Genomic DNA, 19361 nt, shown 5'->3' with positions numbered 1-19361 from the left:
TTACGGGATCTGCACCGGCGTATCGGCGTCCAGCGCGTCCGCAAGCGTCTGTCCGGTCCGCTCGCCGTACAGCAACACGTCGATGGGGAGCGTCGGCGCGCCGCCGACGAGGTCCTGCAACAGCACCAAGCGCTCGCGGGCACGGCTCATCCCCACGTAGAAGACGCGGCGCTCGTTGTCAGTCAGGATCGGCACCGGGCTGGTTTTGCTCGTGAACTCCACGTCGTCGGGCACCGTCTCGGGGTCGGCGGTCGCCGCCATCTGCTCGACGACCTTCTCCGTGAGATCCGTCGCCAAGAAGACGTGATCGGCCTCGCGGCCCTTCGCGGAGTGGATCGTGCCGACGCGCACCCGATCCGGATCCATGCCACGGTAGTCACCCTCGAAGTAGGCGTCGATGCTGCGGCGCTGGTAGCGCGTGACCTTCCGCAGCATGTCGGCGGCCGCCGACGGCCCGGGAACGAACGGCACGTAGTCCCGGATGAACTCCGCGGGGAACGTCAGCTCCGTGAGGTCGGTGCTCTCGCCTTGGGCCTCGTCGATGGCCTCCCGGAGATCGCTGCGGTCGTTGGTGCCGAACGCCGAATCCTGGAGCATGTCCATGAGCCGGCGGGCCTCCAGGCCGTTGACGTCGTCGTCGGTCTCCAGGGCTTCGACGGCGTTGATGTACTGTTGGAGGCGGTCGGTCCACATCCGCTGGTCGGTGAGCGCGCGGAACGGGATGCCGTCGCCGATGAACTCGTCCACGAAGTCGAACAGCTGGTAGCGCGCCCGGAACAGGATCATCACCGTGTCGTCGTCGGTGGCCTCGACGGTCCGCCGCACGTTCCGCACGAGATCCAGCATCGACGGGCTGTCGATCGCTTCGACGCTGCCGCCCTCCTTGCGGGGTTTCAGGTCTTTCTCCTGGCGGGTGTCGATGTGACTGATCTCCTGTTGGACGATCTCAAGCACTTGGGAGGGGAGCCGATAGGAGTTGGGCAACACCTGGTCGTCGGTGACCGTGGTGTCGAGCAGCAGGCGGGGGTCGGCGCCCTGCCAGGCGTACACCACCTGGTCGTCGTCGCCCGCGATGAGGACGCGATCCATGTGGGGCCGCCACTCCTCGTAGACGTCGTACTGGAGGCTCGTGATGTCCTGGAACTCGTCGATGACGAGGTACTCGACGTTCGGCAGCAGCGAGCGCTGCTCGACGCGTTCGAGCATGTCCGCGAACCCGACGAGTTCGTTCTCGCCTTTGTACGTCCGCCACGCCCGGATCGCCTCGGGGATGTCGTGGCGTTCGTCGCTGGACGGCCACGTCGGCGTGTACTTGTTCCCGACCTGTGCGTTCTCGTCGATCTCCGGGGGGAGGCGGACCTCCTCGTCGTCCCAGCGGAAGGGAACGTCGTACCACTCCGAGACGTCCCGGCTGGTTCGCTGGAGCCACTGTGAGGTGGCGATGACCTTGTTCCCCAGCGTCGTCGAGCGCGCCGTCCGGCGCGACCCGGAGGCGTACTCGTCCTCGAAGGAGATGCCGTACTCCTCACAGAACGCCTCCTTGTCGCTCTCGCCGACAACGTCCCCACGGGACAACCCGAGGAGTTCGTAGGCTTTGGCGTGCATCGTGGCGACGTTCCCCCGCAGGGATCGCGGGTTCATATCGAGTCGCTCGGCGAGTCGTTCCCGGACCTCGGCGGCTGCAGCGCGCGTGTACGACACGACGAGGATGTCTCGAACCGAGACGTCGTCCTCGCTGAGGATTTCCTCGACGTGGTCGAGGAGCGCGGTCGTTTTCCCGCTCCCCGGACCACCGAACAGCCGCGTGACTTCCGGCTCCGAGTCCGTCATTGCAGCACTAGAGGAGCTAATGGTGTATAAACCGATTGAAATTCTGCCACTCCGAACCGGGCGTCAAACCCACCCGGTTTCGTCGGCCGCCGGAGCGGCCACGCACGGGGGTGGGTGGCGCGCGCAGCGGCGTACGATGCTCCCGACAGAACCGCAAGGCGATGGTCGCGGGTCGGTGCGCGTGACCGGCGTTAGTTCGGTCCCCAGCCACAGACTGTGCAGGTTCGTGCGTCTACGTCGTGGAGCCCACCACACTCCGGACACTGCTTTTTGTTGTAGCTCTCGTCCCACGTCCGGGTGTCGTGGCCGCGGTCTTCGAGGAACTCGTCCAGCAGGGAGTCGTCCGAAGTCTGTGCGCTCGACATGCATGCCATGGTACACCGCGCCATCACTTCAAGCTACTGCAAGGTGTCAGGTAGTACCACACACAGGAGTCGCGTCCACGACACCGCCGCCGGCTGGTGGACCGGTCAGGCCTTCACCAGCACTTTGATCGCCTCCCGGTCGTCCATGGCCGCGTACCCCTCCGGGACACCGTCGAGGTCGACGGTCTTCGTGAAGATCGGCGACGGATCAAGCGTCCCCTGCAGCACGTCGGCCATCAGCTCCTCGGCGTACGCCCGAACCGGCGCGACCCCGCCCCGGATGGTGATGTTGTCCGAGAACATGGTGAACACGTCCAGCCCGCCGTCCTCGACGCCGTAGGGCACGCCGACGTAACCGACGGTGCCGCCGGGCCGCGCGATGGCGATGGCGGAGTCCATCGCGGACGCCGCGCCCACGCACTCCATGACGTGGTTCGCGCCGCCGTGCGTGAGGTCTCGCGCTCGCTCGATTGCGTCGTCGCCGCGCGCCGAGATCGTGTCCGTCGCGCCGAACTCCGTGGCGAGTTCGAGGCGGTCCTCGTGGTGGCCTATCGCGATGATGCGCTCGGCACCGAGGCGCTGGGCGGCGAGCACGCCACACAGCCCGACCGCGCCGTCGCCGACGACGACGGCCGTGTCACCCTCGCCGACGCCCGCGCTGACGGCGGCGTGGTGGCCGGTGCCCATCACGTCGGTCAGCGGCAGCAGCGATTCGAGTACGTCCTCGTCGTCGGCGTAGCGGTCGGGCACCCGAACGAGCGTGCCGTCCGCGAACGGACACTTGACGTACTCGCCCTGGCCCCCGCCGTTGGCCTCGCTGCCCCAGGACTCGTCTTCAACGCAGGAGGTGTACAGGCCCTGCCGGCAGAACTCACACTCCCCACAGGAGATCGCGAACGGTGCGATGACGCGGTCCCCGGGCGCGACCGAGGTCACGTCGTCGCCGACTTCCTCGACGATGCCCATGGGCTCGTGGCCGACCCGCGACCCCGCCTCGCGGTCGCTGTCCCCCCGATAGAACCAGAGGTCGGAGCCACAGACCGCCGTGTGGGTCACGCGAATCACGGCGTCGTCGGGCGACTCAATTTCGGGTTTCGGTACCTCTTCGACGGCGATCTCGCCGGGTCCCTGATAGACGGCTGCGCGCATACTCGTCCCGACGGTGGGCAGCCAGATAAACGGCTGCCCCTCACAGTGTGGGCTGCCGGGCTGCCCACTCCTCGCGCAGCACCCCAAAGGTGACTATATCGTAGTAGTCGCCGCGATAGTGGGCGGCATCGCGCCGGACGCCCTCCCGGCTGAAGCCAAGCGATTCGAGCAACCCCATGGAGGCGTCGTTGAACGCACCAGCCTCGGCCTCGATGCGGTTGAGGTTCAGGTCCATGAAGCCGTAGTCGACGACCAGTTCAGCGGCCTCGGAGCCGTAGCCCTCGCTGTGGAAGTCGGGGTCGAGGTGGTACGCGAGCTCCATGCTGCGGGCGCGGTCGGTCGCCGTCGGCCCGTACTGGCTAGCGGTGAGCGACACCAGGCCGATAGGGTCGGCGGTGTCCTCCACACAGACGAGAAGTTTCACGTCGTCCTCAGTGGTGAGCGTCGTCTCGAAGTACTGCTCGGCGAGGTCGCCGTTCATCGGCTTCGCGTCAAGCGCGGGCCGCCACAGGTCGGGGTCGTTCATCCAGCGCTGGACGGCGTTGCGGTCCTCGCGCTCGGGCGGTCGAAGCGTGACGCGGTCGCCGGTAAGGAAGGCGGGGCCGGGCATACGGGAGCCACCCGGCGCGTCGATCACAAGCGTTCGGTGGCTGGCGGGCGCAGCTTACCGGCCGTAGAGGACGTACGAGAGCGCGAAGAACGTGAGGGCTGCGCCGCCGACGAGCCCGGGGATGGAAAGGTCGGTGGAGAAGCCGCGACCCAGCGCGCTCGCCGCGACGAAACCGACGAGCGCCGACGCCAGCAGCAGGAAGGCCCCCGTCTGCCACTCTTCGACGAAGTCGACGGCAGTTCGTTCTGTCATGCACCAGTCTCGTCCCGGCGCGATAAAATAACTACCGGCTGTTCGCACCGCCTGACGCGGCGTCAGAGGTCGTACAGCTCGCCGTACTTCTCGTGGACGTGATCGAGGAAGTAGTCGGCCGTGAACGCCTCACCGGTGGCTTCACGAACCAGGTCGGGCGTGGTGTAGCGGGCGCCGTGCTGGTGGACGTTGGATTCCAGCCAGTCACCGACGACATCGAAGTCGCCCTCGCGGACGCGTTCGTCGACGGGGCCGATGTCGGCCTCCAGCGCGGCGAATATCTGGGCGGCGAGCACGCTGCCCAGCGAGTACGTCGGGAAGTAACCGATCGACCCCTGGCTCCAGTGGATGTCCTGCAGACAGCCCTCGGCGTCGGTCTCGGGGCGGACGCCCAGGTACTTCTCGTACTTGTCGTTCCAGGCCTCGGGCACGTCCGCGACGTCGAGGTCGCCCTCGATGAGTTCGCGCTCGATCTCGAAGCGCACCACGATATGCATGTGGTAGGTGAGTTCGTCCGCCTCGACGCGGATGAGGTTGTCCTCGAAGATCTCGTTGGCGGCCTCGAAGGCCGCCCGTGGGGTGGCGTCCTCGACCTGCGGGAACTGGGTTTTCATCTCGGGCAGGAACGCCTCCCAGAACGCCGGCGAGCGGCCGATGTGGTTCTCCCAGAGCCGGCTCTGTGACTCGTGGACGGTCAGGTCGCGTGATTCGCCGAGAGGGGTGCCGTACTCCGCTCGGGGGAGCCCGAGCGTGTAGCGGGCGTGGCCGAACTCGTGGATGGTCGACAGCAGGGCGTCGACGGGTTTCTCGGGGTCGAAGCGGGTGGTGACGCGCGCGTCGAAGGGGGTGCCCGAGGAGAACGGATGGGGGGCGGTGTCGATCCGGCCGTGCTCCCAGTCGTAGCCGAGCGTGTCGAGCACGTCACGGGCGAGGTCCTCCTGGGTGTCCACGTCGAACTGGCTGCCCGCGAACGGGTCCGCGAGGGTCACGTCGCTGTCGCGGATGTCCGCGATGAGCGGGACGAGTTCGTCCCGGAGGCGTTCGAGCACGCGCTCTGCGGTGTCGAGGTCGAGATAGGGCTCGTAGTCGGCGAACAGGACCTCGTAGGCGTCTGCGTCGGGGTCGATGTGGGTGGCGTACTCCCGTTTGAGGTCGATGAGGTCCTCCAGGACCGGCGCGAAAATCGAGAAGTCGTCTTCCTCGCGGGCCTGCTTCCACTTGGGATGGGCCTCGGAGGTCTTCTCCGAGAGGTCGGCGATCAGGTCGCTGGGGACGCGGGCGGCGCGTTCGTGCTCGCGGCGGATCTCGCGGACGACCGCCGCCTGTTCGTCCGTGAGGTCGGCGTCGGCGAGGTCGTCGAGCCAATCGGCGACCTGCTGGTCGGTCAGCAGGTCGTGTCTGACCGTCGACACCGCTGATTTCTGCGTCGAACGGGCGGGCGTGCCACCCTCGGGCATCATGACCTCCTGATCCCAGCTGAGGATGCCGGCCGCACCGCCGAGGCCGGTGATGGTTTCGTAGTGATCGAGGAGGGCGTCGTAGGCGTCCGGAGACTGTGTGGCGTGTGCCATGTGTGTGCATCGACACCGGGGTACTATCAGCGTTCGTGTCGCGGAACGCAGTGGGATCGCGAGGGTACGGGGTGCCGCAGTGTGTCATCGAAATTCATGTGCATGTTAACATACACCATACAACTTTTACGTCCGGCGCGCCTACCAGAAATCGGCGCCACCGTAGACCGGCGCCAGTCGAGTCCATCCCGCACCCCCACGGCGCGCACGCCATCCCACGCTTGCGGTCACGCTCGGGGGCGCTGTCAGTGGCACCGTCCATCACACCGGACTTGTCGGGGACCTGGGCACGTCCCATCTCACTGCTTGCCACCCCACAGCGGCCGCGCTCGGCGGTGGCCTGCCGGGCAGCGGAGTGATCTCACCGGTCGCGGCCAAACACCCTTATCCGTGCGCCGAGACTACGGACAGTGAAATGAACGTCGTTCCGGACACGAGCGTCGTCGTCGACGGCCGCATCTCGCGGGGCGTCGAGGACGGGACCTACGAAGGCGCGACAGTGTATGTGCCCGAAGCGGTCGTGGGCGAAGTCGAGGCACAAGCCAACGGCGGCCGGCAGACCGGGTGGGACGCCCTCGAAGAACTCCAGCGGCTCGTCGAACTCGCCGACGACGGAGCGATCACCGTCGAGTACGTCGGCGAGCGCGCCGACGAAGACGACATCAAGCGCGCGGCGGCGGGCGCCATCGACGCCATCATCCGCGACGTGGCGGCCGCCCACGACGCGACGTTCGTCACCAGCGACATCGTGCAAGCGGAGGTCGCGGAAGGCAAGGGCATCGACGTGGAGTTCCTCGAACCCCTGGAACCGGATTTCGAGGCGCTCGCCATCGAGGAGTACCTCGACGAGGACACGATGAGCCTCCACCTGAAAGCGGGGATGGTGCCGAAGGCCAAGCGCGGTGACGTGGGCGAAATCGAATACCAAGCCATCGGCGAGGACGCCCTCGACGAATCGCTCGTGCGGGAGTACGCCACGGAGATCGTCTCAACCGCGAAGCGCGCCGACGACGCCTTCATCGAGCTCTCGGAGGACGGCATGACCATCGCGCAAGTGCGGGATCTGCGCATCGCCATCTCGGAGCCGCCGTTCAGCGAGCGCGTCGAGATCACCGCCGTGCGGCCGATCGTGAAGACGACGATGGACGACTACACGCAGGCCGACGCCCTCCGTGAGCGCCTGCTCGAACGCGACCGTGGCGTGCTCATCGCGGGCGCACCCGGCGCGGGGAAATCCACGTTCGCGCAGGCGGTCGCGGAGTTCCTCGCTGACGCCGGCAACGTCGTGAAGACCATGGAGAAACCGCGGGACCTCCAACTCGACGAGGAGGTCACGCAGTACACGGCGCTGAGTGGGTCCATGGAGAAGACCGCCGACTCCCTGTTGATGGTGCGGCCGGATTACACCATCTACGACGAAGTCCGGAAGACCGACGACTTCGAGGTGTTCTCGGACATGCGGCTGGCTGGCGTCGGGATGGTCGGCGTGGTCCACGCCACCCGCCCCATCGACGCCCTCCAGCGGCTCGTCGGGCGCGTCGAGCTGGGCATGATCCCCCAGATCGTGGACACCGTCGTCTACATCGAGGCCGGCAACGTCGAGACCGTCTACGACGTGACCACGGAGGTGAAAGTGCCGGAGGGACTGATGGAAGAGGACCTCGCGCGCCCGGTCATCCAGGTGCGGGACTTCGAGACGAACGTGCCGGCGTACGAGCTGTACACGTTCAACCGCCAGGTCGTGACCGTGCCACTCGACGGCGAAAGCGGCGGTGCCGGGGAGTCCGGCGTGGACAAGCTCGCAAAGCAGGAGGTCGAACGGGAGATCCAGGCCGCCACCCGGGACCGCGTGGCGGTCGACATTCGGGGGCCAAACGACGCGGTCGTCTACGTCTCCGACGACGACATCAGCCACGTCATCGGGAAGGGCGGGGGCCGCATCGCGGACATCGAGAACCGGCTTGGCATCGACATCGACGTGCGCACGCTCGACGAGCGCCCCACGGAGTCGGCGGCCGACCCCGACAGCGACACCGACGACGCGCAGGCGGGGGAGATCGTGACCCCGGAGATCACGAGTCGACACATCATCGTCCCGATGGGCGACGACCGCGCCGGTGAGACCGTCGAAGTGCAGGCCGACGGCGAGTACTTGTTCACGGCGACAGTGGGCCGAGGCGGCGACATCAAGGTGTCTCGTGGCTCGACCATCGCCGAGGAGTTAGAGCGCGCGATCGACACCGAGCGGATGATCACGGTCGTGCCGAACGCGTAGCGTCGACCAGCAGTGACGCCGCGTGTGGGGCGTCAGAACGGAGTTCTCAGGCTGCTTCGGCGTCCGCGTCGGCGTCCTCCGGGGCAGCGTCCGGAGTGAGATCATACAGACTCTGGCGAGCGTCGGCGAAGTAGATGTCTTCGTCGACGGCGTCACGGTCTTCGAGCCGTTCGAGCGCGTACCGGACGGTGCGCGCCGAGAGCATTGTTTCCTCGACGATGCGTTTCTGTGTGAGTGGGCCGTCGTATTCGAGGACCTTGAAGACGAGTTTGGCGCTCGGTGGGAGGTCTTCGAGTACGCTGTCGTCTGCAGCCATCATTACGATTCGAAACACTCCACGCGCTTAAAGCACCGGGAAGTCGTCTCACGGGAACTGTTCACGTGACCTGTCGGTGGGGCGTCATCCGGCAAGCGAACTGCTTTTGAGCGCGGCCACCACACACCACCGTATGGCAGAGAACCTGGACCCGACGGCCGCTCATCGGCGAAGCCTGACGGTCACGACCATCGCCACGCTCGGCGGGGTGGTGGCGGCGTTCGTGTCGGAGGTGACCGTCTCCGACCCGACCAGCCGCATGGGCTTGCTCGTGTTGCTCGGGCTGGTTATCGTCGAGCTTGGTCTCATGCGGGCGTTCGGCGTCGACATCGGAGAGTTCTCCGCGAAAGACTACTTCTACGTCGCGTTCATGACGTTCGCGCTGTGGTTCGTCACGTGGGGCGTGCTCCTGACCGCCGGCGTGAGCCTGTAACGATGGCGGACGACAGCATCGCGGTCGTCGACCTGGATCGGTGTCAGCCGGACCGGTGTAACTACGAGTGTTCGAACTACTGCCCGCCGAACCGCACCGGCAAAGAGTGCATCACGCTCCGCGGCGAGGACGCCGGGGACGGCGACCCCGACCAAGTCCACATCAGCGAGGAGATCTGTCTCGGGGAGTCCTGTGGGATCTGCGTCGAGAAATGTCCGTTCGACGCCATCGAGATCATCAACCTCCCCCAGGAGCTCGACGACCAGCCGACCCACCGCTACGGGGAGAACTCCTTCTCGCTGTACGGGCTGCCGGTGCCGGAGTCCGGGAAGGTCACCGGCCTGCTTGGCCCCAACGGCATCGGGAAGTCGACGGCCGTCGACTTGCTCGCCGGGGAAGTGACGCCGAACCTCGGCCGCCACGAGTCGCCGCCCGACTGGGACGAGGTCGTCGACGAATACCGCGGGACCGAGCTCCAGGACTACCTGGCGGCCGTCCGGGACGGCGACGTCGACGTCGCGAAAAAGCCCCAGTACGTCGACGAGATCCCCGCACAGTTCGACGGCAACACCCGCCAGCTGTTGGAGGCGACCGACGAGCGCGGCGTGCTCGATGACCTCGTCGACCGGCTGTCGATCCGTCCGGTGATGGATCAGGCGATCGACTCGCTGTCGGGCGGGGAGCTCCAGCGCGTCGCGCTCGCCGCGACGCTCGCGCGGGACGCCGATTTCTACTTCGTGGACGAGCTGACGCCGTACCTGGACATCGGCCAGCGCGTCACCGCGGCGCGCCTCGTGCGGGAGCTCGCCGAAGACGCCGACAAGGCCGTGCTCGTCGTCGAGCACGACCTCGCGGTCCTGGACATGCTGGCGGACTCCATTCACGTCGCGTACGGTGAGCCGTCCGTCTACGGCGTCGTGACGCCGCCGAAAAGCGTCCGCAACGGCATCAACGAGTACCTCCGCGGATACCTCGAAAACGAGAACATGCGCGTGCGCCCGGAGGCCATCGAGTTCGAGGAGCACGCCCCTCGGTCGGCCAGCCGCCGGGACACGCTCGTGTCGTATCCCGACATGACGAAGTCCTACGGCGACGGCGAGTTCACGCTGTCCGTCGAGGGCGGCGACATCAACCGCAACGAGGTGCTGGGCGTCGTCGGGCCGAACGGCATCGGGAAGTCGACGTTCGCGCAGTTGCTCGCGGGCGGTCTGGAGCCGTCGAGCGTCGGCGGCGAGGCGGGCGCGGCCCTCGACGTGGGGCTGGACATCGCGTACAAGCCCCAGTACGTGGAGGCCGACCAGCAGATGCGCGTCGACGCGTTCCTCTCGTCGGTCACGGACGACGTGGGGACGAGCTACTGGCAGACCGAGATCGCGGACCCGCTGCAACTGGATCCGATCATGGAGCAACGCCTGCCGGACCTCTCCGGCGGGGAGCGCCAGCGCGTCGCCATCGCGGCGACCCTCTCGAAGGACGCCGACCTCTATCTGTTGGACGAGCCGAGCGCGCACCTCGACGTCGAGCAGCGCGTGCTCGCGACCCGCGCCATCCGGCGGTTCGCGGAGAACAACGAGAGCACCGTGATGGTGATCGACCACGACATCTACATGATCGATCTGGTGAGCGACCGGCTGATGGTGTTCGACGGCGAGCCCGCCGAACACGGGCAGGCGTCGCCCCCCCAGGCGATGCGCTCGGGGATGAACGAGTTCCTCGCGAACCTCGACGTGACGTTCCGGCGCGACGAGCGCCTCGGCCGCCCGCGCATCAACAAACCCGACAGCCAGCTCGACAAACAGCAGAAACGCGACGGCGAGTACTACTACACGACGTGAATGCGGGCCGGGGCGTGCGAGCCCCGTTCGGGTGACGGCGTCGGTTCTAAGCGGCCGGTAGGGTTTTGTTGGTCGGCGCCGCTGGCGTTCATATGACCGTGCTCGACCGATAGCCGGGCGTCCGACCCGGCCGCCGCCGGCGGCCGGCGGCTGCCGCGTGCGGGCGTCACGACGGGGACCGGTTGCTGACCCAGCGAGACACCCACGCGTACATGACAGACAGACGGAATTCGACAGCGGTCGTCGCGAAGCGACGAACAGACACCCCCATCGAGACCGACGAGATCCGTGCGCTCTGCGAGGCGGCGGGCGTCGAGGTCGTCGCGGAACGCACGCAGGCGCGGCCCCGCGACCCGACCTACGACCTCGGCGACGGCGCGGTCGCCGACATCGCAGGCCTGGTCGAGCGCCGGAGCGCCGACCTCGTGGTCGTCGACGACCACCTCGACCCGGGGCGCGCGCACAACCTCCAGGAGGCCGTCGGCGCGGAGGTGGTCGACCGCGCGCGCCTCGTGTTGGACATCTTCGGGGAGCGCGCGGAGACCAAGCGCGCCCGGCTGGAAGTCCGGCTCGCCGAACTCCGGTACGAACTCCCGCGAGCGCAAGCCCGCGTCGAGCGCGGCGAGACCCAGGGCCGACAGGGGTTCCGGAGCGGCGGCGAACGCCCGGCCGCACAGCTGAAGGCGGACTACCGCCAGCGCATCACGGACCGTCGAGCGGAACTGGACCGGCTCGACGACGCCGACGACGGCCTCCGCGAGGCCCGCCGGGAGTCGGGCTTCGACCTCGTGGCGCTCGCGGGCTACACGAACGCCGGGAAGTCCACCCTCCTCAGGCGGCTCGCGGACGACCTCGCCGTCGACGAGAACGACGGCCACGGCGACCGCACCGACACGGCAGCCTCCCGCGACCGACTGTTCGAGACGCTGAACACGACGACGCGCCGGGCGACCGTCGGCGAGCGCCGCGTCCTCCTCACGGACACGGTCGGGTTCGTGGACGACCTGCCGCGCTGGCTGCTGTCGTCGTTCCGGACGACGCTCGCGGCCGCCCGGGAGGCCGACGCCGTTCTCCTCGTCGTGGACGCGACCGACGACCGCGAGGGGATTCGCGCGAAGGTGGAAGCGAGCCGCGACGAACTGGCGGACGCCGAGGGGACACTCGTCCCCGTCCTGAACAAGCGGGACGCCGCCACGGACCTCGACGCGAAACGCCGGCTGCTCGCCGAGCACGCCGGGCACGCGCCGGTCGTCACGAGCGCGACGGGGGCCGAGGGATTAGACGCGCTCCGGGAGCGCCTGACCGACGCGCTGCCGGACCGCAGGCGCGTCTCGCTGTCGGTTCCCAACACCGACGCCGGCAACGCCTTCGTGTCGTGGTGCCACGACCGGGGGACGGTCCACGAGCCGGACTACGGCGAGCGGATCGCCTTCGGCTTCGAAGCGCGGCCCGAGGTCACCGCGAAGGCCACGGGGCGGGCCGAGCAGTTGAACGAGGACTGACCAGCCCCGAGGGCGGTTAGAAGACGGTGCGCTGGCAGCTCCCACAGAGGTTCTCTTCCTTGCGGTCGACTTCGCGGACGGTGGGCGAGAAGTTCATCGCACACCGGTTGTTGTCGCAGTGTTCGAGGCCGAGCGTGTGGCCGAGTTCGTGGACGACTTCCTTGCGGACGCGGTCGTCGAAGACGTCGCTCGAAGACCGATTGGAGAAACCACCGTCGCTTGAGGTCTGGAGGCGGTACGTGGAGACGACGCAGCCGCGGCCGTCGAGATACGCCAGCCCGAAGACGTAGTTGCGGCGGCGGTAGAAGAGGTCGTGGGGCGTGATGGCGATGGTTTTGTCGCCGCTGGTGGCCCGGGTCGCGGTGTCGATGAACTCCGCAGCACGGTACTGGCTCCGGGCCTCGTCGTACGCCGCCGTCGGCACGTCCTGTTCGGAGGCAACGACGACCTCGCAGTCGTAGACCGAGCGGAGGCTGGACGATGCCTGCCGTTTGACGTGCGCGGGCACGTCGCCGACGGGGACGATGTCTACCCGCATGGGGTACCGTTAAGCGTGGGATGGCATAAACATCCCGCCGTGACACAGCCACCGACGGTCGCCGCGGTGTTGGCGGCCCACAGCCGCGTTGTGGAGGTCGGGATCGGAGCGCGACCGGACGTCGCGGCGGCGTTGGCGGAGCGCGGGTGTGCGGTGACGGCAACCGACATCGAGGCGTGTACAGTGCCCGAGACGGTCAGGTTCGTGCGTGACGACGTCACGGACCCCGAGCGGGCCGTATACGAGGCTGCCGACGCCGTGTACGCCCTGCGGTGTCCGCCCGAGCTGCAGCGGGCGGTCGTGGACGTTGCCGGGGCGGTCGGCGCGGCGTGTTATCTCACGACGCTGGGTGGTGAGCCGGTCGTTGTGCCGGTGAGCGAGCGACGAACGGTGGCGTCAGGGGCGCTGTTCGTGGCGCGGGACGCGTAACTGACTTGCCGGGTGCGCCCGACAGCCGGCGTATGGAGGTTGACGCGGTTGTCCTGGACGTGGATGGGGTGCTCGTGGACGTGGCTGAGTCGTATCGGCGCGCCATCGTGGAGGCCGTCGAGCACGTGTACGGCGACACCATCGAGCGGGCTGACATCCAGCAGTTCAAGGACGCTGGCGGGTTCAACAACGACTGGACGGTGACGGACGCGGCTGCGTTGTGGGTGCTGGCGTCCCGTGAGAACGGCACCATCGGGGGCGTGGGCGCGTTCACGGACGCGATCGCCGAGCACGGCGGCGGGCTGGCGGGCGCAGAGGCGGTCGTGGACGCCAGCCTCGGCCCGGCCGCCGTCGAGCGCGTGCGCGACGCCTGGGAGCCCGAGCGGCTGCGGGACGTCTTCCAGCAGCTGTATCTCGGCACCGAGTACTACCGCCGCTTCGAGGGCGGCGACCCCGACCTGGCCGCGCCGGGGTTCATCCACGACGAGGACCGCTTGCTCGCGCCCGAAACGGGCGACGCGCTGACCGCCGACTGGCCGGTGTGCGTGCTGACCGGGCGGCCCAGCGACGAAGCCGACGTGGCCTTGGACCGCGTCGGCCTGGACATCCCCGGAGAGCGCCGCTTCACGATGGACGACTGGGCGGCTGGCAAGCCGAACCCCCGGGCGCTGATCGCGCTCGCCGAGCGCACCGGAGCGGACTCGGTGGTGTTCGTGGGGGACACCCTCGACGACGTGGCGACGGCGCTGAACGCCCGCGAGGCCGACCCCGGCCGCGAGTACCACGCGGTGGGCGTGCTGACCGGCGGGTTGACCGGCGAGGCCGGCCGCCAGAAATACCACACCGCCGGCGCCGACCACGTCCTGGACTCCGTGAACGATCTGCCGGCGCTTCTCGGGCAGTGACACGGGCGGGCGGCTGGCGACCGGCCGTCGAGCCGTGGTGTGAGACGCCCACGCAATCCTTATTCGGGTGCCGGCCGACCGTCGGCGTATGCGAATCGCGTTGCTCGGCGGAACCGGCGACATCGGCGCGGGACTAGCACTGCGGTGGGCCACCGACAGCGACCACGACATCGTGATCGGGTCGCGGGACCCCGAGAAGGCGCGGGAGACGGCGGCAGCGTACGAGGACACGTTGGCCGATCAAGGCGTCGACCGCAAGCTCACGGGGTTCGCCAACGAGATGGCGGCCGACCGCGCGGACGTCGTGGTGGTGGCGGTGCCCGCCTACCACGTCACCGATGTCATGGGCGCTGTCGCGGACAGGCTCGACGCGGACACGCTGGTGATCTCGCCGGCGGTCGGCATCGCCAGCGGCGAGCACGGCCTCCACTACAACCCGCCGTCGGCGGGCAGCGTCACGGCGTTGGTGGCGGACGCCGCACCCGACGGTGTCGACGTGGTGGGTGCGTTCCACAACCTCGCGGCCGACCGGCTCGCGGACCTGGACACCGAACTGGACGCGGACACGCTCGTTGTGGGTAACGACGAGGGCGCGCGAACGCGCGTGGCGGAGCTCGCAGACGACATCACGGGGCTGCGCGCGCTGGACGCCGGGCCGGTGGAGAACGCCGCGGAGGTCGAGTCGCTGACGCCGCTGTTGATCAACCTCGCGCGGTACAACGACGACCTACGCGACGTCGGCGTCACGTTCGAGTGAGGCCACCGTGCGGAGCTTCGCGGTGAGCGCGTCCGCGTCGGCGGCGAGCACGCGCACCATCGCTTCCTTGCCGACAGCGCCGGAGTCGACGACGGCGTCGGGCGCGCTGTCGCGGTCCGCCATGACGCGTTGTGCGGTCCAATCCATCGTGCCGTCGGCGTCCGCGGGCTCGGTGGTGCGGTCGACGCTGACGGTGTCCCAGCGGTCGCCCAGGGCGTCCTCGCGGGCGGCGCTCCACCGGACGTTGGTGGCGGCGGTCACGTCGGCGTCGTGGGCGCGCACGCCCAGGAGGAAGCGGGCGATATGACTCGACGCCCCCGGTTCGATGCCGCCGGCGGCGCGGACGCCACGCGTGGTGGCGTGGAGGCGGCCATCAACGGCGACCACGTCGGCGGGCGTGGTGGCTGCCGGAGGTGCAACCGCGACGTTCATGCCGACTTCCGGCACCAGGGCAGGCGGCCACTCGGCTTCGAGCATCGCAACCACGTCCCGGACGGCCGTGATCCCGGCGCCGACTCCCGTGGTGGGTGTGGCGGTGGCGTGGCGGTGGTCGACGGGCCCGTCGCCGCCGCCCACGGAGAGGTCGCCGTCGATGGCGGCTGCGACCGCGTCGATACCGCGCTCGACCGCCGGCCGCAGGGCGTCGCCGTGGGCGAGGCGCGCAGTGATCGCGGCCGAGAGCGTGCAGCCGGAGCCATGCGTGGTGGGCGTCTCGATGCGGGGGCGGGTGAACGCGCTGGTGGTGTCGCCGGCGAACACGTCGACGGGGTCGCCGTCGAGGTGGCCGCCGGTGAGGAGTGTGGCGTCCGGCCCGAGCTCGCAGACCGCCTCGGCGGCCGCGCGGAGATCGGTTTCGTCGGTGATCTCGGTGTCGGCAAGCAGCTCGGCTTCGGGGATGTTGGGCGTGGCGAGCGTGGCGCGGGGGAGCAACTCGTCGCGGACGGCGGCGATCCCCGACTCGGTGAGCAGCCGGTCGCCGGACTGGGAGACGACCACGGGGTCGACGGTCACCGGTGCCGGCGTCTCCGCGAGCGCGGTGGCGACGGCGTCGACGACGGCGGCGTCGCCGAGCATCCCGGTTTTGACCGCAGAAACGTCGAAGTCGGTGGTGACGGCGTCGATCTGCGCGCGCACGGTCTCGGGCGCAAGGATGTCACTGCGGGTGACGCCGTGCGTGTTCTGGGCCGTGACGGCGGTGATCGCCGAGGTGCCGAAGGCGTCGCCGGCCTCGAACGTCTTGAGGTCGGCCTGGATGCCGGCGCCGCCGCCGCTGTCCGAGCCCGCGATCGTGAGCGCAACGGGGTGCATTAGTCGTCGTCTGCGGCGGGCGCGGCCGTGCTGGGGAGGTCAACGCGCGGCTCGTCGACGGCGAGCTCGTCCATGACGGCGTTGGCGGCGACTTTCCCCGAGAGCAGCATCGCGCCGAACGTCGGTCCCATGCGGGTGAGGCCGTGGACGGTCGCCGTGGAGAGTCCGGCGGTCACGAGGCCGTCGTGGACTTTCCCGGTCTGTTCGACGACCTTGTCCTCGCTGTCGGCGACCCACATGGAGTCGTGGCCGGGGGAGTCGTGGCCGGGCGCGCCGTATTCGCCGTCACCGGACTGGTCCATGCCGGTGGCGTGCTCCTCGACGTGTTCGATGCCGTCGGCCTCCAGGACGCCGCGTTCGTGGAGCTTGGAGACAACGACCGCGTCGTGGCCGGTGGCGTCGACGACCACGTCGGCTTCCAGCGCGATGGGGTCGACGCAGGTGAGCTCACGGGGCAGCGAGTGCACCGGCGTCCAGTTGACGACGGCACCGGCGACCGCGTGGTCGTCGCGCACGACGATGTCCGTGAACTCGGTCATGTTCTGGATGCGGGCGCCCGCATCGCAGGCGGCCGTGATCATCGCCGAGCAGGCGTGTGGGGCGTCAGCGACCGCGAGCCCGTCGTTTTCTTCGTCGTACTCGTATGGCACACCGAGGTCGTCGAGGACTGCTTCGGCGGGCGACCGGACGGTGAGCTTGTTCATCAGGAACCCGCCGAGCCAGAAGCCGCCGCCGAGGTAGTTGTTCTTCTCGATGATGGTGACGTCTACGTCCCGGTCGGCGAGCTCCTTGGCAGCCATCAGGCCGGAGGGACCGCCGCCGACGATGATCACGTCGGTTTCCGTGTCGTCGAGGAACTCGTCGGTCCACTGGCGTGTGATCGCGCGTGTGACTTCGGCTTCGTTTGCGTCAGCGAATGAGTCGAACGTCATACCACTACATGGTACAACTAGATAATTAAGCGTTGGGTTCCCGTGAGAGCCCAAAACGCTAAGCACACCCGGCCGTGATTTCGCGCATGGAACAAGTGTGGGCAGACGACAGCATTTCGGCCGCGTTCAACGACGCGTTCACCGCGTGGGTCGATCGCGGCGGCGGTGAAGTGATCGAGGCGACGGACACGCGTCTGCGAGCGGAGTTCCAGTCGACTGACGAACAGATGCTCACGGACATCGGGTTCTACGTCGCCGACGGCCGCCACATGGTGTGTTTCGAGACGGTACGGGAGGAACTCGAACTGAAGATGTTGACGCGGTACAGCGTCTCCGGCGGGAAGCTCATGGTGCAGTCGGATAAGGGCTCGCGGACGTTCAGCTTCAACGTCGAGGACGGCAAGTGGCGCGTCGAGAAATATCCGCCTTAGACGCCCCAGAAGGCCGCAATGCCGCCAACCGTGACCACCGACAACAGCAACTGCAGCGGGAGCCCGACGCGGAAGAAGTCACTGAACGTGTAGCCGCCCGGCCCGTACACGAAGAGGTTCGTCTGGTAGCCCACCGGCGTCATGAACGCCGTTGACGCCGCGAACGTCACCGCGAGCACGAACGCGAACGGGTTCGCACCGAGTTCGACGGCGGCTTCGACGGCGACCGGAATCAGCAACACGACGCTGGCGTTGTTCGAGATGACGCTCGTGATGACGCCCGTGAACAGGTAGAACACCCACAGCACACCCAGCGCCGGAAGCACCGTCGCCGTGGCGGCCATCGCCTCCCCGAGCAGCTGTGCGGCCCCGGTCTGTTCGAGCGCGATGCCCAGGGGGATGACGCCCGCCAGCAGGAAGATGACGTCCCAGTCGACGGAGTCGTACACCTCAGACGGGTGGAGGACGCCGGTCGACACCATCGCCACGACGCCGCCCAGCGCGGTCGTGACGATGTGAAACGGGGTCACCGTCGCCGCGAGCACGACCCCGAGGACGATGCCGATGGCGTGGGGGATCTTCTCCGTCCGGTAGTCCGGCTCGTCGGGCTCGTGGGCGACGATGAAATCGGGGTTCGCCGACAGCCTGTCGATCCCCGAGCGCGGTGCCTGCACGAGCAGCGTGTCGCCGACGCGGAGCCGCCGGTCGTCCATGCGTTCGTGGACCGTCTCTCCCCGTGACCGGAACGCCAGCACGTTGGCGTCGTAGCGGTCGCGGAACGACGACGAGGACAGCGTCTGCCCGGCGAGCGACGACCCCGAGTGGATGACGACCTCCACGAGCGCCTGCTCGTCCTGCGTGGTGGGTTCGAGGTCGCGCTCGTCGTCGGGCGCGCCCGTCAGCGAGAGGTCGTCGACGGTCGCGATGTCGGCCAGCGTCTCACGGCCGGTGCGGATGGTGAGCGTGTCCCCCGCACGCACGACCTTCTGCCCGAGTGGCTCGATGAACCGCTCGCCGTCGCGCACCAGCCCCAACACGTCGGCGTCGAACCGGTCGGCGTCGATGGCCGCCCGCACCGTCTGCCCGACGATGGGCGACGACTCCCGGACGACGACCTCCGAGAGGTAGTCGCCGAGCGCGTACTCCGTGAGGTAGTCGTCCTCGACGGGGACGCGATCGGAGAGCAGCCGGGGGGCGACGACGAACAGGTACAGCGACCCGACCGCCAACACCAGGACGCCGAGATGTGTGAACTCGAACATCGAGAACGCATGCAGGCCCGCGATCCCCTGCTGGTCGGCCAGTCGGGCGGTCGTCTCGCTCGCCAGGAGGTTCGTCGACGTGCCGATGAGCGTCAGCGTTCCGCCCAGCATCGACGCGAACGACAGCGGCATCAGCAGCTTCGACGGACTGGTTTTGCCCTTGTGCGCGAGGTCCGAGATGACGGGCACGAGGATCGCAACCACGGGCGTGTTGTTCACGAACCCGGACACCGGGCCGCCCGCGGCGATGGTGGCGCCGAGCTGTCGGGACTTGTTCTCGCCGGCGAACGCCGACAGCTTCCGGCCGACGAGCTGGACGAGCCCGGTCCGGCTGACGCCCGTCGACAGGATGAGCATTGCGAGCACGGCGATGGTCGCCTTGTTCGAGAACCCCGAGAGGCTCTCGGCCGTCGACACCTGCGTCCACGGCTCCAGCACGGCCAACACCACCATGATGAGGATGGCGGTGACGTCGATCGGCAGCCACTCGGTGACGAACAACACGAGCGCGCCCACCACCACGCCGAAAACGACGAGCACGTCCGTTGAGACCCCGGCGGCGAGCGCGACGGGTGGTGACACCGCTGACATGGTGCCACGGTCAGGCGGAACGACTGAAAGGCTACCGGAACGGATGCAGCGGCGCCGCTGGGCGCGACCG

General features: G+C 68.4%; 19 protein-coding genes. 8 read left to right on the top strand and 11 right to left on the bottom strand.

Annotation, left to right across the window (positions count from 1 at the left end; genetic code table 11):
- The 6 genes from JT689_RS12045 to JT689_RS12020 all read right to left on the bottom strand — a co-directional run bounded on the left by JT689_RS12045 (position 1) and on the right by JT689_RS12020 (position 5777).
- Entirely contained in the window at positions 1–1830 is a 1830-nt protein-coding gene (locus JT689_RS12045; protein ID WP_010903960.1) for an ATP-dependent helicase, read from the bottom strand.
- Between the two features lie 191 nt (positions 1831–2021).
- A complete protein-coding gene (locus JT689_RS12040) occupies positions 2022–2195 on the bottom strand; it encodes an HVO_0416 family zinc finger protein (RefSeq protein ID WP_012289528.1) in 174 nt (57 codons plus the stop codon).
- A 105-nt stretch (positions 2196–2300) separates the two neighbouring features.
- Complete coding sequence (locus tag JT689_RS12035; protein WP_205251301.1) at positions 2301–3344, bottom strand: zinc-dependent alcohol dehydrogenase family protein; 1044 nt, start codon at positions 3342–3344, stop codon at positions 2301–2303.
- Positions 3345–3384: 40 nt separating this feature from the next.
- Entirely contained in the window at positions 3385–3954 is a 570-nt protein-coding gene (locus JT689_RS12030) for a GNAT family protein (RefSeq protein ID WP_205251300.1), read from the bottom strand.
- A 54-nt stretch (positions 3955–4008) separates the two neighbouring features.
- On the bottom strand, positions 4009–4206 hold the full coding sequence (locus JT689_RS12025; RefSeq protein WP_205251299.1) for a hypothetical protein: 198 nt from the start codon (positions 4204–4206) through the stop codon (positions 4009–4011).
- Between the two features lie 62 nt (positions 4207–4268).
- Positions 4269–5777 carry a carboxypeptidase M32 gene (locus tag JT689_RS12020; RefSeq protein ID WP_205251298.1) on the bottom strand — a complete coding sequence of 503 codons (1509 nt, stop codon included), beginning with the start codon at positions 5775–5777 and terminating at the stop codon, positions 4269–4271.
- A gap of 415 nt (positions 5778–6192) precedes the next feature.
- Here JT689_RS12020 and JT689_RS12015 point away from each other — a divergent pair, with 415 nt between their 5' ends.
- Positions 6193–8052 carry a PINc/VapC family ATPase gene (locus JT689_RS12015; RefSeq protein ID WP_010903956.1) on the top strand — a complete coding sequence of 620 codons (1860 nt, stop codon included), beginning with the start codon at positions 6193–6195 and terminating at the stop codon, positions 8050–8052.
- Positions 8053–8098: 46 nt separating this feature from the next.
- Here JT689_RS12015 and JT689_RS12010 read toward each other — a convergent pair whose 3' ends face one another.
- On the bottom strand, positions 8099–8371 hold the full coding sequence (locus tag JT689_RS12010) for a helix-turn-helix domain-containing protein (RefSeq protein WP_010903955.1): 273 nt from the start codon (positions 8369–8371) through the stop codon (positions 8099–8101).
- 130 nt (positions 8372–8501) lie between these two features.
- Here JT689_RS12010 and JT689_RS12005 point away from each other — a divergent pair, with 130 nt between their 5' ends.
- From JT689_RS12005 to hflX, 3 genes are all read left to right on the top strand, one after another.
- Positions 8502–8801 (top strand): hypothetical protein, encoded by a 300-nt coding sequence (locus JT689_RS12005; RefSeq protein WP_010903954.1) that lies wholly within the window; start codon positions 8502–8504, stop codon positions 8799–8801.
- Between the two features lie 2 nt (positions 8802–8803).
- A complete protein-coding gene (locus JT689_RS12000; RefSeq protein WP_010903953.1) occupies positions 8804–10636 on the top strand; it encodes a ribosome biogenesis/translation initiation ATPase RLI in 1833 nt (610 codons plus the stop codon).
- Between the two features lie 212 nt (positions 10637–10848).
- A complete protein-coding gene (hflX, locus tag JT689_RS11995; RefSeq protein ID WP_010903952.1) occupies positions 10849–12138 on the top strand; it encodes a GTPase HflX in 1290 nt (429 codons plus the stop codon).
- 16 nt (positions 12139–12154) lie between these two features.
- On the opposite strand, the gene JT689_RS11990 is transcribed toward hflX, so the two are convergent.
- Complete coding sequence (locus JT689_RS11990; RefSeq protein ID WP_010903951.1) at positions 12155–12676, bottom strand: archaemetzincin family Zn-dependent metalloprotease; 522 nt, start codon at positions 12674–12676, stop codon at positions 12155–12157.
- A 39-nt stretch (positions 12677–12715) separates the two neighbouring features.
- Here JT689_RS11990 and JT689_RS11985 point away from each other — a divergent pair, with 39 nt between their 5' ends.
- The 3 genes from JT689_RS11985 (at position 12716) to npdG (ending at position 14767) form a co-directional block, all read left to right on the top strand.
- Complete coding sequence (locus tag JT689_RS11985) at positions 12716–13105, top strand: UPF0146 family protein (RefSeq protein WP_010903950.1); 390 nt, start codon at positions 12716–12718, stop codon at positions 13103–13105.
- 32 nt (positions 13106–13137) lie between these two features.
- Complete coding sequence (locus JT689_RS11980) at positions 13138–14010, top strand: TIGR01548 family HAD-type hydrolase (RefSeq protein ID WP_010903949.1); 873 nt, start codon at positions 13138–13140, stop codon at positions 14008–14010.
- Between the two features lie 88 nt (positions 14011–14098).
- Positions 14099–14767, top strand: coding sequence for an NADPH-dependent F420 reductase (npdG, locus tag JT689_RS11975; RefSeq protein WP_010903948.1), 669 nt, complete (start codon positions 14099–14101; stop codon positions 14765–14767).
- Here npdG and thiD read toward each other — a convergent pair.
- Positions 14738–16075 carry a bifunctional hydroxymethylpyrimidine kinase/phosphomethylpyrimidine kinase gene (thiD, locus tag JT689_RS11970; protein ID WP_205251297.1) on the bottom strand — a complete coding sequence of 446 codons (1338 nt, stop codon included), beginning with the start codon at positions 16073–16075 and terminating at the stop codon, positions 14738–14740. The two genes, npdG and thiD, sit on opposite strands and share 30 nt — an antisense overlap.
- On the bottom strand, positions 16075–17007 hold the full coding sequence (locus JT689_RS11965; RefSeq protein WP_010903946.1) for a sulfide-dependent adenosine diphosphate thiazole synthase: 933 nt from the start codon (positions 17005–17007) through the stop codon (positions 16075–16077). The genes thiD and JT689_RS11965 overlap by 1 nt, the downstream gene beginning before the upstream one ends.
- 86 nt (positions 17008–17093) lie before the next feature.
- On the opposite strand from JT689_RS11965, the gene JT689_RS11960 reads away from it, so the two are divergent.
- A complete protein-coding gene (locus tag JT689_RS11960; protein ID WP_010903945.1) occupies positions 17094–17438 on the top strand; it encodes a hypothetical protein in 345 nt (114 codons plus the stop codon).
- Here the strand turns inward: JT689_RS11960 and JT689_RS11955 are convergent.
- Entirely contained in the window at positions 17435–19291 is a 1857-nt protein-coding gene (locus tag JT689_RS11955; RefSeq protein WP_010903944.1) for an SLC13 family permease, read from the bottom strand. The genes JT689_RS11960 and JT689_RS11955 overlap by 4 nt on opposite strands.
- Between the last annotated feature and the right edge of the window lie 70 nt (positions 19292–19361).

This window comes from Halobacterium sp. GSL-19 (assembly GCF_016917855.1).
Taxonomy (GTDB): domain Archaea; phylum Halobacteriota; class Halobacteria; order Halobacteriales; family Halobacteriaceae; genus Halobacterium; species Halobacterium salinarum.
This window is presented reverse-complemented; position numbering and strand designations above follow the sequence as displayed.

Excerpts from the sequence above, each read along its gene's own strand:
- JT689_RS12045 (WP_010903960.1), bottom strand. The coding sequence starts at position 1,830 with ATGACGGACTCGGAGCCGGAAGTCACGCGGCTGTTCGGTGGTCCGGGG.
- JT689_RS12040 (WP_012289528.1), bottom strand. The coding sequence starts at position 2,195 with ATGTCGAGCGCACAGACTTCGGACGACTCCCTGCTGGACGAGTTCCTC.
- JT689_RS12035 (WP_205251301.1), bottom strand. The coding sequence starts at position 3,344 with ATGCGCGCAGCCGTCTATCAGGGACCCGGCGAGATCGCCGTCGAAGAG.
- JT689_RS12030 (WP_205251300.1), bottom strand. The coding sequence starts at position 3,954 with ATGCCCGGCCCCGCCTTCCTTACCGGCGACCGCGTCACGCTTCGACCG.
- JT689_RS12025 (WP_205251299.1), bottom strand. The coding sequence starts at position 4,206 with ATGACAGAACGAACTGCCGTCGACTTCGTCGAAGAGTGGCAGACGGGG.
- JT689_RS12020 (WP_205251298.1), bottom strand. The coding sequence starts at position 5,777 with ATGGCACACGCCACACAGTCTCCGGACGCCTACGACGCCCTCCTCGAT.
- JT689_RS12015 (WP_010903956.1), top strand. The coding sequence starts at position 6,193 with ATGAACGTCGTTCCGGACACGAGCGTCGTCGTCGACGGCCGCATCTCG.
- JT689_RS12010 (WP_010903955.1), bottom strand. The coding sequence starts at position 8,371 with ATGATGGCTGCAGACGACAGCGTACTCGAAGACCTCCCACCGAGCGCC.
- JT689_RS12005 (WP_010903954.1), top strand. The coding sequence starts at position 8,502 with ATGGCAGAGAACCTGGACCCGACGGCCGCTCATCGGCGAAGCCTGACG.
- JT689_RS12000 (WP_010903953.1), top strand. The coding sequence starts at position 8,804 with ATGGCGGACGACAGCATCGCGGTCGTCGACCTGGATCGGTGTCAGCCG.
- hflX (WP_010903952.1), top strand. The coding sequence starts at position 10,849 with ATGACAGACAGACGGAATTCGACAGCGGTCGTCGCGAAGCGACGAACA.
- JT689_RS11990 (WP_010903951.1), bottom strand. The coding sequence starts at position 12,676 with ATGCGGGTAGACATCGTCCCCGTCGGCGACGTGCCCGCGCACGTCAAA.
- JT689_RS11980 (WP_010903949.1), top strand. The coding sequence starts at position 13,138 with ATGGAGGTTGACGCGGTTGTCCTGGACGTGGATGGGGTGCTCGTGGAC.
- npdG (WP_010903948.1), top strand. The coding sequence starts at position 14,099 with ATGCGAATCGCGTTGCTCGGCGGAACCGGCGACATCGGCGCGGGACTA.
- thiD (WP_205251297.1), bottom strand. The coding sequence starts at position 16,075 with ATGCACCCCGTTGCGCTCACGATCGCGGGCTCGGACAGCGGCGGCGGC.
- JT689_RS11965 (WP_010903946.1), bottom strand. The coding sequence starts at position 17,007 with ATGACGTTCGACTCATTCGCTGACGCAAACGAAGCCGAAGTCACACGC.
- JT689_RS11960 (WP_010903945.1), top strand. The coding sequence starts at position 17,094 with ATGGAACAAGTGTGGGCAGACGACAGCATTTCGGCCGCGTTCAACGAC.
- JT689_RS11955 (WP_010903944.1), bottom strand. The coding sequence starts at position 19,291 with ATGTCAGCGGTGTCACCACCCGTCGCGCTCGCCGCCGGGGTCTCAACG.